Genomic DNA, 13,478 nt, shown 5'->3' on the forward strand with positions numbered 1-13,478 from the left:
TCTACTCCATAAAGGCGAGCGGCCGCGCGATGTGTTCGAGCGATTTGCGCTCGGCGGCGACGGCATAGCGCCACGCCACGATCGCAGCCGCGATCATCAGGACGGCCCCCAACAGATAGCCGGCGAATACGCTGGTGCGCGATCCCGTGTCGATCAGCGCGCCGAACAACGCCGGCCCGATCACGCCGCCGATGCCGGTGCCGACCGCATAGAACACCGCGATCGCCAGCGCGCGAACCTCGAGGGGAAAGGTCTCGCTGACGGTGAGATAGGCCGCGCTCGCGGCGGGCGAGGCGAAGAAGAAGATCACCATCCAGGCGATGGTCTGCCCCTGCGCGCTCAGGACACCGATCGAGAACAGATAGCCTGATAGCGCCAGCAACAGGCCCGATGCGCCATAGGTGAACGTGATCATGGTGCGGCGTCCCAGCGTATCGAACAGGCGGCCGAGCAGCAGCGGCCCGAGGAAATTGCCGGCCGCGAACGGCAGCAAGTACCAGCCGACGTGGTCGGCCTTGATGCCGTAGAAATCAGTCAGCACCAGCGCGAAGGTGAAGAAGATGGCGTTGTAGAAGAATGCCTGCGCGCTCATCAGCACGAGGCCGACCAATGCGCGCCGGCGATAGACCGAAAACAAGGTGTGGACCACCTCGGGGATCGGCGTGTGATCGCGCATCTTCAGGCGGATCTTGGTGAAGCGTCCGTCGCTCGTATCCTGGTCGTGCCCGATCACCGACCGCTCGATCCCGTCGACGATGGCATGGGCCTCGTCGGGACGACCATGAATCATCAGCCAGCGCGGACTTTCCGGGATCCACATCCGCATCAAGAGCACGACGAGGCCGAGGGCGGCGCCGATCAGATAGGCCAGGCGCCAGCCGAGATCGGGAGCGAATACCGCGGGATCGAGCAGCACGATGGCCGCCACTGCGCCCATCGCAGCCCCGATCCAGAAGCTGCCGTTGATCACAAGATCGGTCCAGCCGCGGTAGCGTGCGGGCACCAACTCCTGGATCGTCGAGTTGATCGCTGTGTACTCGCCGCCGATGCCGGCGCCGGTGAGAAAGCGGAACAGCGCGTAGCTCGCGACATCCCATGACAGCGCGGTTGCGGCCGTTGCCGAGAGGTAGAGCGCCAGCGTGATGAAGAACAGCTTCTTGCGGCCGATACGGTCGGTCAGCCAGCCGAAGCCGAGCGCACCGAGCACGGCGCCCGCGAGGTAGGCGGAGTTGGCGATGCCGAGATCGAGATTGGAGAACTGCATCGATGGGCTTTGCTTCAGCGCACCGGAGAGCGCACCCGCAAGCGTCACCTCGAGGCCGTCGAGAATCCAGGTGATGCCCAGCGCGAGCACGACGCGGGTGTGAAAACCGCTCCACGGCAGCGCATCGAGCCGCGAGGGAATGCTGGTCTCGACGATGCGGTCGGTCACGGCCGCCGCCGGGACTACGGGTGCATAGTTCAGCGCTGGGCTCTGCTGCAATTCCATCGGGCTGTTGCGTCTGATCAATGGAAGCGGCCCCGGTTCACATGACGTGGACGGGGTCGATCCGATCATCGGGGTGCGGCATTCTGCCTGCCACCTTGCGACAACGTTTGCGAGGGGGCCGGGTTCCCGCGGGAACGCCAGCGAGCACCGCTCGTTTCCGCTGGACCCGCAAGGAGTTGGCGCATGGCTCAGGTCAGAAAGACGACACATTCTCGAAACAGCAGCCCGCGCAAGACGGCACGCAAGGCAAACACCCGGCGGAGCGGGACCGCGCACAAGAGCACCAAACGCGCCACAAGGCGCTGGTCGCAGCGCGTGACGGAGGAGAGCGATGCGCTCGACCTCAGGCAAGGGGTGTTCAAGCTGACCAGCGCGAAGAGGATTGCGGCCTCGCTGAAGCGCTCGGCCGAGCACAGCTCGCGACGCAAGACTGGCGCCTATCGCTCGGCGCTGTCGATGCTGACCTTCTACATCAACCGCGCCGGCAAGACGCTGCCCAAGACGCAGCGCACGCGACTGGAGCGCGCGAAGGTCGAGCTGAAGCGAGCGTTCGGAAGGGAATGAACTCACTCCGCTGTCGTTCCGGACAGCGGAGTGTAAGGCGATAGCGCGGCCCTTCGGGACCGCGAGCTACAGGAGCAGCGAACCTACGCCGCCCTGATGTTCGCCATGAAGCGGTCGAGCTCGGCGCGAAGACGGGTGCTTTCGCTCGATAGCGTCTTGGCCGAGTTCAGCACCTCTTCCGAGGCCGAGCCGGTCTCGGCGGCGCCGCGGTTGACCTCGCCGATATCGGTGGCCGCGGTCTGGGTGCCCTGCGCCACGGTCTGGACGCTGCGGGCGATCTCCTGGGTGGCGGCGCCCTGCTGCTCCACCGCGCTCGCGATCGAGGTCGAGATCGACGAGATCTGGCCGATCGTCGCGCCGATCTCCTTGATCGCGGCAACCGATTCGGCGGTGGCGCCCTGCATGCCCGTGATGTGCGAGGAGATCTCGTCGGTCGCCTTCGCGGTCTGGCTCGCCAGCGATTTCACCTCGCTCGCAACCACCGCGAAGCCGCGGCCGGCTTCACCGGCGCGGGCGGCCTCGATGGTGGCGTTCAGCGCCAGTAGATTGGTCTGCTCGGCGATCGCGGTGATCAGCTTGACCACCTCGCCGATCTGCTGGGCGGCATGCGAGAGCTTGCCGATGCGGCCGTCGGTCTCCTTGGCCTGCATGACGGCAGCCTCTGCGATGCGGCTGGAATCGCGCACCTGGCGGCCGATCTCCTCGACCGAAGCCGAGAGCTCTTCGGTCGCGGTCGCGACCGACTGCATGTTGGAGGAGGCCTGCTCGGAGACGCCGGCGACCTGGCTCGACAGGCTCTGCGTGGTCTCGGCGGTGCGGGTCAGCGTCGAGGCGGCCGATTCCAGCTGCACGGCGGAGGCCGAGACGTTGGAGACGATGGCGCCGACCGCGCTCTCGAAATCGTCGGCAAAGCGGATCAGTTCGGCGCGGCGGCTTGCGGCCTGCTCGCGGTTCTGCACTTCGCTGGCGGCGGCGTCGCGCTCGGCCTTTGCAACGGCCTGGATCTTGAACTCCTCGACCGCGCTGGCCATCTCGCCGATCTCGTCCTTGCGGCCAAGACCCGGCAGCACGACGTCGAAATTGCCCGAGGCGAGCTCGCGCATCGCCTTGCACATCGCGATCATCGGCCGCGAGATGCCGTTGCCGAGCCACAAGGCCAGCACGATGCCGATGGCCAGCCCGCCGAACGCCATCATCAGCATCAGCTGCTGGGTCTCTACGATCGTCGCATTGGCGCTCGCCTCGATGCGTTGCTGGTCCGCGGTGAGATCCGAACGCAGCTCGGCCGAGAGCTTGAGGATGGTCGCCGCTGTCTTGGTCATCTCGCCGTTCAGCTTGACGATGACCTTCACGTTCTCGGTCAGCTTTGCGAACGAGGTGCGGTACTGCTTCAAGAGATCGCCGATCTCCTTGACGCGATCGGTGATCTTCTGGTCGTTCGCGTAGACAGAGACCAGCAGCGTCTCGAGGAACTTGATGCGGGCGATCACGCCGTCGGCGGTCTTCGGCTCCGGCTTGGCGACGAAAGCGCTGACCGAGGTCGAGACCGCCAGATATTGCGAGGTGATGTCCTTGGCCGTGGTCTGCACCGAGGAGAGACCCGCCAGCGCCGCGGTGTCGGCGAGATCGTCGAATTTGAAGCGGATCTTGTTGCCGACACTGTTGAGCTCGTCGGCCGCGATCTTGTTGTTCTCGCGCGTCAGCGTGATGATCTCGCTGAAGACTTTCGTAAAGCTCTGGAACTCGGCCTCGAGCTTGCCGACCTGCTCGCGGCGAGCCGCGCCCGTGGTGGCGGCCATCGATTTGGCGATCGCGCTCTTCAGATTTCCTTCAGCGGCCTTGGCCGCGGTCTCGTCATCAGCCGCGCCGGTCAGGGTATAGGCCCGTGCCAGCCCCTGATAGGCGATCAGCTCGCGATCGACCGTCCGCGCCAGATCGGCTTCCGCTACGCTGGTGCGGTAGGAGGCCACAGCGCCTGCGATCCGCTCGAAGCCGAAATAGGCGAACGCCATGCTGACGGCGAGGATGGCGAGCACCGCCACGAAGCCGAGGATGATTTTTGCGCGAAAACGCAGCGTTGGCAGCTTCGATTGGCGCGACTTCGATTGGCTCGATTTGGACGTGACCGACATTCCCCCACCCCATTCCATTCGCGGAAAACCAGGCGCAGCCGGGAAGCAGCCCGCTTCCGACTCGTGTGCACGGTAACCGGCAAAGGATAAGCTGCGGTAAACTTGTGGCGCCGCAACTGGCGGTTAGGTGACGTAGGGATTTGTTAAGGTGCGCTTTACTACGCCGCCCTGATGTTCGCCATGAAGCGGTCGAGCTCGGCGCGAAGACGGGTGCTTTCGCTCGATAGCGTCTTGGCCGAGTTCAGCACCTCTTCCGAGGCCGAGCCGGTCTCGGCGGCGCCGCGGTTGACCTCGCCGATATCGATGGCCGCGGTCTGGGTGCCCTGCGCGACGGTCTGGACGCTGCGGGCGATCTCCTGGGTGGCGGCGCCCTGCTGCTCCACCGCGCTCGCGATCGAGGTCGAGATCGACGAGATCTGGCCGATCGTCGCGCCGATCTCCTTGATCGCGGCAACCGATTCGGCGGTGGCGCCCTGCATGCCCGTGATGTGCGAGGAGATCTCGTCGGTCGCCTTCGCGGTCTGGCTCGCCAGCGATTTCACCTCGCTCGCAACCACCGCGAAGCCGCGGCCGGCTTCACCGGCGCGGGCGGCCTCGATGGTGGCGTTCAGCGCCAGTAGATTGGTCTGCTCGGCGATCGCGGTGATCAGCTTGACCACCTCGCCGATCTGCTGGGCGGCATGCGAGAGCTTGCCGATGCGGCCGTCGGTCTCCTTGGCCTGCATCACGGCAGCCTCTGCGATGCGGCTGGAATCGCGCACCTGGCGGCCGATCTCCTCGACCGAAGCCGAGAGCTCTTCGGTCGCGGTCGCGACCGACTGCATGTTGGAGGAGGCCTGCTCGGAGACGCCGGCGACCTGGCTCGACAGGCTCTGCGTGGTCTCGGCGGTGCGGGTCAGCGTCGAGGCGGCCGATTCCAGCTGCACGGCCGAGGCCGAGACGTTGGAGACGATGGCACCCACCGCGCTCTCGAAATCGTCGGCAAAGCGGATCAGTTCGGCGCGGCGGCTTGCGGCCTGCTCGCGGTTCTGCACTTCGCTGGCGGCGGCATCGCGCTCGGCCTTTGCAACGGCCTGGATCTTGAACTCCTCGACCGCGCCGGCCATCTCGCCGATCTCGTCTTTGCGCCCCAGGCCCGGCAACACGACATCGAAATTGCCCGAGGCAAGCTCGCGCATCGCCTTGCACATCGCAATCATCGGCCGCGAGATGCCGGTGCCGAGCAGGAAGGCGAGGACCGCGCCTAACAGCGTGCCGCCGACGGCCAGCATCAGCACCAGCTGCTCGGTCTGCCCGATGGTCGCCGCCGACTCCGAATCCAGCCGCTGCTGCTCGGCGACGAGGTCCGCCTTCATGGCGGTGGCGCCTTGCTGGATCGCGCCGGCCGAGCCGCTCATCTCCGTGACGAGGCCATCGACCAGCTTGGCGTTGGCGATCAACTTCTCCAGCGCCTCGCGATAGGCGCCGAGGATGGACTTGGCCTCCTTCAGGCCAGCGACAATCTTGTCGTCCATGGAATAGACCGCGCCCAGCGAGTTCTCGACGAATTTCAGCCGCGCCAGGGCGCTGTTCGCGATCGCCTGATCGGACGTCAGCACGAACTGGGTGGCTGCAGCGCTTGCGGTCTGGAATTGGGCGTTGACCTGCTTGGTGCCGAACTCGATCGCCTGCGCTTCGGCGTCGGAGGCGTTGTTGCCGATGTCGTCGAGCTTGTACTTCAGGAGATTGGCTTGGCGCTGGAGCTGGTTCTGCACCAGCAGCGCGCTGTCGCGCTTGGCCTGGAGCACCTTGGCGAAGGTGGCGGAGAAGTTGGAGAACTCCTTGGCGAGCTTGCCGAGGCTTTCCTGCCGCGGCGGCTTGGTGGCGGCCTTGACGGCCTGGTCGATGGCATTCTTCAGGCTGGCCTCGGCATCGAGCGCCGCCTTGGCGTCGTCTTCCTTGCCGGTGACGACGAAATATTTGACGGCCGAACGATAGGCGAGCAGCTCGCGATCGATGTTACGCGCGAGATCGGCCTCCGACACGCTGCTGCGGTACGATCCGACCCCGTCGGCGACCCGCTCGAAGCCGAAATAGGAAAACGCCATGCTGCCGGCGGAGATCACCAGGACGGCGGCGAAGCCGAGTATGATCTTTGCGCGGAACTTGAGGGTCGGAAATAGTGCACGCTTCAACGGCGACGCGGTACGCCCGGACATTCCCAACCCCCAGCTCATGTGATTCTGCGGCCCGGAAGCAGCCCTTTCCGAACGTTGCGGAAAATTAGGGCAGAATCCTCAAGGGGTGGTAAATCCGTCCGGGCTTGCGGGGAGCGGCTGCCGTGTTGCGGCTCACCGGAAAACGCCCTACTCTCGATAATTATCAGGCACTTGGCATCAGACCGAGCCTTAAGGGAGAAACGGAGTGGGGCAAACCGATTTTCGGTTTGGCGGTGCGTCTGGCGTTGCCGTGGCCAAGTCGAAGGCCGCGAGCGTCGATGACGCCGTGGCCGAGCTGGCGGCCCAGCTCCCGTCCGACGGGCTGGCGCTGATCCTGGTGTTCCTCTCCCCCAGCTACGACCCCCATCGCTTCATCGCGGAGATCAGCCGCCAATTCGACGACACAGAGGTCTGCGGTTGTACCACCGCGGGCGAGCTTGCCCCCGATGGCTGGGACGAGAACAGCGTCGTGGCGCTGGCGTTCAGCCGCGCCGACTTTTCCGCGGTGGTGCGGCCCATCTTCAACCTCGACAGCTTCCGCGTCGAGGACGGCCGCAGGATCGGCGGCGAGCTCCGGCACGAGCTGTTGCGGGCCACGCCGCAGGTCGAGCGCGGCAGTCCCTTCGGCCTGGTCCTGATCGATGGCCTGTGCCGCCGCGAAGAAGCGGTGATGTCCGCGATCTATGCATCGCTGGACGACATTCCGGTCGTCGGCGGGTCGGCAGGCGACGGGCTGCGCTTCGAGAAGACGTTCGTGTTTTTCGACGGCAAGGCACACAGCAATGCCGCGCTGTTGATCCTGCTGAACACCTCATTGCCGTTCCGCGTCTTCAAGTGCGACAATTTCGAGCCGCAGGCGCAGAAGATGGTGGTGACCGAGGCCGACATCGAAAACCGCATGGTCCGGGAGTTGAACGCAGAGCCTGCCGCGCAAGAATATTCGCGCGTGGTCGGCATCATGGATGCCAAGCTCGATCCGTTCTCCTTCGCCTCGCATCCGGTCCTCGTGCGCGTCGGCGGCGCCTATTACGCACGCTCGATCCAGCGGGTCGAGCCGGACGGCTCCTTGCATTTCTTCTGCGCCATCGACGAGGGCATGGTGCTGACCGCCGCGACCTCGCGAAGCCTGGTCGGCGCGGCCCGCGAGACGTTCGCCGACATCCGCGACCAGATCGGAGACGTCTCGCTCTATATCGGCTTCGAATGCCTGCTCCGCCGGCTCGATGCCGAGCAGCATCAGCTCGCCCGCGACATGTCAGAACTGTACCGGCAGAACCGTGTGATCGGCTTTCACACTTACGGCGAGCAGTTCGGCTCCATGCATGTGAACCAGACCTTCACGGGAGTTGCGATCGGAAGGCGCCCGTCGTGACGGACATGTGGCAGGGCCCCGATGCGGTCGACCAGCTCAGGCGCGAGGCCGCCAAGCTGAGGAAGATCAATGCCGCGCTGATGTCGCGCGTCGAGCGCTCGATGGATCAGCAGCTCAACGCCTTTTCATTGTTCGAAACCGCCATCGCGCTCGACCACAAGGTTCGCGACCGGACGCACCAATTGCGCGAGGCGCTGCATTCGGTCGAGCGTGCCAATGAGGGACTCTACCGCGCCAAGCAGCAGGCAGAGGCGGCAAGCTCGCTGAAATCCTCCGTGCTGATCTCGGTCACCCACGATCTGTTGCAGCCGCTCAACGCGGCGCGCCTGACCCTGTCCGCACTGACGGAGATGATGGAGTCGCAGGAAGCGGGCGTGCTGATCGACCAGGCGAGCCGCTCGCTGGTGATGCTGGAGGACCTGCTGCGCTCGCTGCTGGAGATCGCCAAGCTCGATTCCGGCGCGCTCAAGCCCGACGTGCGCGCGATCGCGCTGGCCCCCCTGTTCGAGCAGCTCCGCAACGAGTTCGAGCCGATCGCCGCGCGGCAAGGCCTGTCCTTGCGCATCCGCCCCTCTCAGCTCGCGGTGATGTCGGATGCGATGATGCTGCGGCGGATCCTGCAGAACCTGCTCGCCAATGCCATTCGCTATACCCGCAGCGGCGGCGTCGTGATCGGATGCCGGCCGCGCAGCGGGCAGATCTGCGTCCAGGTCTCCGACACCGGACCCGGGATCGCGCAGGCGCAGCAGGAGGCGATCTTCCGCGAATTCCAGCGCGGCGATGCCAATACGGCCGACCAGGCCGGCTTCGGACTCGGCCTCTCCATCGTCCGCCGCTTCGCCAGCGAGCTCGGGCACGAGGTGCGGCTGTCGTCACAGCTCGGCAAGGGATCGACCTTCACCCTGGAGCTGGAGCCGGCCGACCTCGCTGAAGTCGCCGACGAGGCGCAGGAGGTCGCGCCCGCCGCGCGGCACTACGATTACAGCGGGCTCGAAGGCGCCAAGATCCTGCTGATCGAGAACGATCCGAACGGCTCGGAGGCGATGGCCGCGCTGCTGGAGGGATGGGGCTGCGACGTCGCGACCACGCGATCGGGTGCGGACGCGCTCGTGCGCCTCAGCGAGCTCGGTGGCGCGCCCGATGTCGTGATCGCCGACCTCCATCTCGACCACGGCGAAAGCGGCCTGTCGGCCATCACCGACGTGCGGGAGCATTTGAAGCTCGACACGCCCGCCATGATCATCACCGCCGACTATTCCGAACAGGCGGCGAAGCAGGCGAGCCTGCAGGGCCTCGAAGTGCTGAAGAAGCCGATCAAGCCGGCCGAGATGCGGGCGCTGCTGTCGTTCCTGCTGAGCTGAAGCGCGGATGATCTTCGCCTCGTCTTCCTTGCGGCGGGGCTATCGGACGTAGCCAAGACAAAAATGTCGAAAACAACCCCATGCAAAGTAGACAGGGGCCTGTCACTCCTCCTCCATCGCCTTGATTAGATTGTCGCGGAGCTTGACGACGCTTTTCTGCAGCCGCGCGAACTCATCGGGCTGTAGTCCGCTCGACTTCACGAGATTCATGTGCATGCCTTTCTCGCGGAGGCGTCGGCCGGCGTCGGTGAGACTGACGCGCACCTGCCGCTCGTCGGCGGGATCGCGCTGGCGGCGCAAATAGCCCGCCGCCTCGAGCTTTTTGAGGATCGGCGTCAGGGTGTTGGATTCCAGGAACATCTTGTCGCCGAGTTCGCTGACGGTTTGGTCGTCCTGCTCCCACAGCGCCACGATCGCGATCCACTGGGGGTAGGTTAGGCCGAGCTCATCGAGGCCCGGCTTGTAGGCTCGTCCGTAGGCGAGGTTGGCCGAATAGATCGCGAAGCACAGGAAATGGTCGAGGCGCCGGTCGCCCTCGGCCGGTTTCGGCTGATTGGTCGTTGAATCATCTCTGGAATCGTCTCTGAATTCGGCTCTGGGACCGTTCTGCAGGCTCATGGGGGTGCCCTTTCCAACACGGACATGTGAAACTCCGCGTGCATATATATCGTGTCCGATTAAATCGGAAGGTTGACATTGAGGCTCCAAAGTACTTTATATCGCGCACACGATTATATCGTAAACGCTATAATTCAGGAGAGAAGCAATGCTTGCCCCCGATGCAAATGAAACCACCCAAGCGCCAACGATCGACATGAAGCTCGAAGTCGTCGTCATCCCTGTTTCGGACGTCGATCGCGCCAAGAAGTTCTATGCGAACCTCGGATGGCGGCTCGATGCCGATTTCGCCGGGCCTGACGACTACCGCGTCATCCAGTTCACACCTCCCGGCTCCCCCTCCTCGGTCATTTTCGGCAAGAACGTGACCGCGGCGGCGCCCGGCTCCGCCCAGGGTCTGTACCTGATCGTCTCCGACATTGAAGCCGCGCGAGACGATCTGCGCGGTCGCGGCGTCGAGGTCAGCGAAGTCTTCCACGCTGAAGGCGACGACCACACCGGACCCGACGAGCCTTATCTGTTCGGGCGCCGTCGGATTGCTGGTCTGGATCCCGCACGCGCCAGCTATCGCTCGTACGTCTCGTTCAACGATCCCGATGGCAACGGCTGGCTGTTCCAGGAGATCACCACGCGATTGCCGGGACGCGTAGAGGCAGCAGGAACAACATTCACCTCCTCGTCCGAGCTCGCGAGCGCGCTCCGACGTGCGGCTAAGGCACACGGTGAGCACGAGAAGCGGAACGGCGGTCAGTACGATGCGAACTGGCCGGACTGGTACGCCGACTACATCGCTCGCGAGCAAGCCGGCCAGCCGCTACCGGCTTGAACCGCGGCTCGCCTCGTTCCGACGAATGACACCGGATTATCCTGAGGGCGGATCGGCCTGCGAACGCTCCCCCTTCAGGCCGGCGCCTTCGCCGGCCAGGGTCGCGAAATCGATCCGGGACATTTCGACGATGGCCTTGGTGCGGCTGAGCACGTTGAGCTTGCGCAGGATGTCGGAGACGTGGACCTTCACCGTGGTCTCGGAGATGTTCAGCTCGAAGGCGATCTGCTTGTTCTGCAGGCCGCGCTTGAGCATTTCGAGCACGCGCAATTGCTGCGGCGTCAGCTCGTGCAGGCGTTTCAGCAGATCCTGCGCCGGGCCGGCGGCGCGTTGCGGGCGGACGAGCCCGCGATAGGCGGCTGGGACACAGACCGCACCGCGCAGCACCTCGCCGATCGACTGCGCCAGCTCCTGCTTGGAGGACGATTTGAGGATGTAGCCGGAGACGCCGAGCGACAAGGCGCCGGCTATGATCTGCGGATCCTGATGCCCTGATACGATGACGACGGGAATCCTGGGAAAGGCCTTGCGGATGCGGATGATGCCGGAAAGGCCCGTGGTGCCCGGCATCGACAGATCGAGCAGGATGAGGTCGAGCTCGGCAGCCGCCGCGGCCTGCTCGAGCGCACCGTCGATCGACGTCGCCTGAAGGATCTCGGCCGCCGGCGCCGCCATTTGGAGCGCGCCCTCCAAGGCTTCTCGAAACAACGGATGGTCTTCGACGATCAGAAATCGCATCACGCGTGAGCCATTCCCGGTTGATTGGCCAGATGATCGACGGGTTCGACGCCGAAACGAGAATGTCGCAGCCGGACCAGACCGGCTTGATCCAGGTCAAGCGGGACATCGCGCGTCATTGCGGCCGCCCGCGGTCGGCCCGCGCATAAGGCCGGGCCTTGGGATCCGGCAGGTCCACCTTGCCGATCTCGATGATCGCCTTGTTGCGGCTGAACAGGCCGAGTTTGCGCAGAATTTCGGTAATATGCGCCTTCACCGTGGATTCGGCGAGCTGAAGCTCCTGGCCGATCTGCCGGTTCGGATAGCCGCGCCGCAGCAGATCGAGCACGCGAAGCTGCTGCGGCGTGAGCTCGCGCAGCTTGACCTCGAGCGCCTTGCTGGCCTCGGCCCGGCGCCGCTGCGACGTTGCCACGAAATCCTTCGGCACCGACACCGATCCGTTCAGCACGCCCTCGATCGACTGCGCCAGCTCGCGCTTCGACAGCGACTTCGGCAGAAAACCCGCGGCCCCGAGCTCCAGCGCCTCGCGAACGACGCGCTGGTCCTCCTCGCTCGACACGATGGCGACGGGCAGGCGCGGATGGGCCTCGCGCAAGCGCAGAAAGCCGGAGAAGCCGGTCGCATCGGGCAGCAGGAGGTCGAGCAGCGCGAGGTCGATGCCCTCGCCCTGCTCGGCCGTCAGGATGTGAAGGGCGTCCTCGATCGACATCGCTTCGACAATCCGCGCCTCCGGCAAGGCCAGCCGCACCGCATTACCGAGGGCCTCGCGAAACAGCGGATGATCGTCGATGATCAGGAAGCTGGTCATGGCGCCTTCACAGGACTGCACCGCCGAATGCTGCACCGTACGGGCATCCGCCGCCGCAGCGGAAGAGGCGGAACTATCCGGCATCAATCCGGCACCGGGATGGCGCCGGATGAACGCTACCACATCCTCCCGATCGGGTTCGGTCAAGACCGTTCAATCGTTCGATTCGACCTGGACCGTCAGCAGGAAGGAATAGATGCTGTTGACCTGGTCCTCGGTATAGACCTCCTTCCAGGCCGGCATGCCCTTGTTCGGCCGTCCCTCCTGCACGGTGGTCAAATATTTCTCGCGCATCTCGTCGCCGTAGCGGTGACGCAGCAGCCGCAGATCGATCTTGCGCTCGCTCTGGATCGCATCGGGACCGTGGCAGTGGGCGCAGGTTCCGTTGAAGATCTCCTTGCCCGCGCCGACGGCCTCAAGGCCCGGCGCGACCGCATCGCCCTTGGTCTCGGTCGCCACGACATTGGCGACCTGGGCGACGCCGGCTCCACTTCCCGTACCCGTCGTCACCGGCGCTGGCGTCGGCGCTGCGCCGAAGCGAACCGGCGCGCCGCCCGGCAAACCGTATTTCACGGCGAGCTCGCCGATCTTGCCCTGAAGCTGCGGCAACACGGCATTGACGCGGTCGCGCAACTCGGTCGAGGCCTTGGCAAAGCCGATGGCGGCGTCCCATGACAGGCCCTCGCCCTCGGTGAGCTCGATCTGGTAGCGGCCGCCGTAGCTGGTCTTGTTCAGCCAGCCGGCGACCGGGCCCCAGATGAAGGCGACGTCGGCCCGGCCCTGGTCGAGCGCCTGCATGCCCTCCTCAGGCGACAGCACCGTCACTTTCTGGATGTCGTCGCGGCTCGCGAGCAGGTTTTGCGGCGTGCTGGCGAACTGCACGGCGACGCGCTTGCCCTTGAGGCCCTCGATGCCGCCGATCGCCGCGCCCTTCGCAGATTCCTTGGTGGCGACGAGGGCATAGCCCTCTTTGGCGATGGCGTCGGAGAAGATCACGGCCGGGCCCATGAAATCTGCGGACCTGGGCAGCCCGATCATGGCGTCGCATTGCTTGCCGAGCAGCGTGACCCGCACGGTGCGCTTGCCGAAATAGGATTTGTACCAGTCATAGGCGATCGGCCGGCCGAGCGCCTGCGCCAGGGCCTGCCCGATCTCGACATAGAGGCCCGGCTTCGACGAACTGTCGCTGGAGAATGGAAGGTTGGTCGGATCGGCGCAGAGACGGAACGGTTGCGCCTCGTCGGCCTGCAGCGGCGAGGCCGGAACGATCAGCGCCGCGGCGGCACATGCGAGCAGGCCTGCGATGGCGCGATGTCGGCTCGCACCGGTGGCGGAATGATTCGGACGCATCCTCGTCTCCCTTGGCGTTTCG

General features: G+C 65.2%; 11 protein-coding genes. 4 read left to right on the plus strand and 7 right to left on the minus strand.

Annotation, left to right across the window (positions count from 1 at the left end):
* Window position 1: 1 nt before the first annotated feature.
* Complete coding sequence (locus I6F24_RS32040) at window positions 2-1,489, minus strand: MFS transporter (protein ID WP_193760629.1); 1,488 nt, start codon at window positions 1,487-1,489, stop codon at window positions 2-4.
* Between the two features lie 183 nt (window positions 1,490-1,672).
* Here I6F24_RS32040 and I6F24_RS32045 point away from each other — a divergent pair, with 183 nt between their 5' ends.
* Window positions 1,673-2,053: a DUF3175 domain-containing protein gene (locus I6F24_RS32045; RefSeq protein WP_225152590.1), complete on the plus strand. Its 381-nt coding sequence runs from the start codon at window positions 1,673-1,675 to the stop codon at window positions 2,051-2,053.
* An 83-nt stretch (window positions 2,054-2,136) separates the two neighbouring features.
* Here I6F24_RS32045 and I6F24_RS32050 read toward each other — a convergent pair whose 3' ends face one another.
* Together I6F24_RS32050 and I6F24_RS32055 are read right to left on the minus strand one after the other, a co-directional pair.
* The gene (locus I6F24_RS32050; protein WP_225129928.1) at window positions 2,137-4,185 is read right to left on the minus strand and encodes a HAMP domain-containing methyl-accepting chemotaxis protein; all 2,049 of its coding nucleotides are present in this window, start codon (window positions 4,183-4,185) and stop codon (window positions 2,137-2,139) included.
* Between the two features lie 158 nt (window positions 4,186-4,343).
* Window positions 4,344-6,383, minus strand: coding sequence for a HAMP domain-containing methyl-accepting chemotaxis protein (locus I6F24_RS32055; RefSeq protein ID WP_225152588.1), 2,040 nt, complete (start codon window positions 6,381-6,383; stop codon window positions 4,344-4,346).
* Window positions 6,384-6,588: 205 nt separating this feature from the next.
* Here I6F24_RS32055 and I6F24_RS32060 point away from each other — a divergent pair, with 205 nt between their 5' ends.
* Window positions 6,589-7,755 (plus strand): FIST N-terminal domain-containing protein, encoded by a 1,167-nt coding sequence (locus I6F24_RS32060; RefSeq protein WP_036031395.1) that lies wholly within the window; start codon window positions 6,589-6,591, stop codon window positions 7,753-7,755.
* 5 nt (window positions 7,756-7,760) lie between these two features.
* Complete coding sequence (locus I6F24_RS32065; protein ID WP_036031393.1) at window positions 7,761-9,116, plus strand: hybrid sensor histidine kinase/response regulator; 1,356 nt, start codon at window positions 7,761-7,763, stop codon at window positions 9,114-9,116.
* A gap of 102 nt (window positions 9,117-9,218) precedes the next feature.
* On the opposite strand, the gene I6F24_RS32070 is transcribed toward I6F24_RS32065, so the two are convergent.
* The gene (locus I6F24_RS32070) at window positions 9,219-9,734 is read right to left on the minus strand and encodes a MarR family transcriptional regulator (protein WP_225152586.1); all 516 of its coding nucleotides are present in this window, start codon (window positions 9,732-9,734) and stop codon (window positions 9,219-9,221) included.
* A gap of 148 nt (window positions 9,735-9,882) precedes the next feature.
* On the opposite strand from I6F24_RS32070, the gene I6F24_RS32075 reads away from it, so the two are divergent.
* Complete coding sequence (locus I6F24_RS32075) at window positions 9,883-10,560, plus strand: VOC family protein (protein WP_225129929.1); 678 nt, start codon at window positions 9,883-9,885, stop codon at window positions 10,558-10,560.
* A gap of 36 nt (window positions 10,561-10,596) precedes the next feature.
* On the opposite strand, the gene I6F24_RS32080 is transcribed toward I6F24_RS32075, so the two are convergent.
* From I6F24_RS32080 to I6F24_RS32090, 3 genes are all read right to left on the minus strand, one after another.
* Entirely contained in the window at window positions 10,597-11,298 is a 702-nt protein-coding gene (locus I6F24_RS32080; protein WP_050996263.1) for a response regulator transcription factor, read from the minus strand.
* A gap of 115 nt (window positions 11,299-11,413) precedes the next feature.
* Window positions 11,414-12,106 carry a response regulator transcription factor gene (locus I6F24_RS32085; RefSeq protein ID WP_036016149.1) on the minus strand — a complete coding sequence of 231 codons (693 nt, stop codon included), beginning with the start codon at window positions 12,104-12,106 and terminating at the stop codon, window positions 11,414-11,416.
* Window positions 12,107-12,259: 153 nt separating this feature from the next.
* The gene (locus I6F24_RS32090) at window positions 12,260-13,456 is read right to left on the minus strand and encodes a transporter substrate-binding domain-containing protein (RefSeq protein ID WP_225129930.1); all 1,197 of its coding nucleotides are present in this window, start codon (window positions 13,454-13,456) and stop codon (window positions 12,260-12,262) included.
* Window positions 13,457-13,478: the final 22 nt, after the last annotated feature.

Source organism: Bradyrhizobium sp. BRP23 (assembly GCF_020194135.1).
Classification (GTDB): Bacteria; Pseudomonadota; Alphaproteobacteria; order Rhizobiales; family Xanthobacteraceae; genus Bradyrhizobium; species Bradyrhizobium yuanmingense.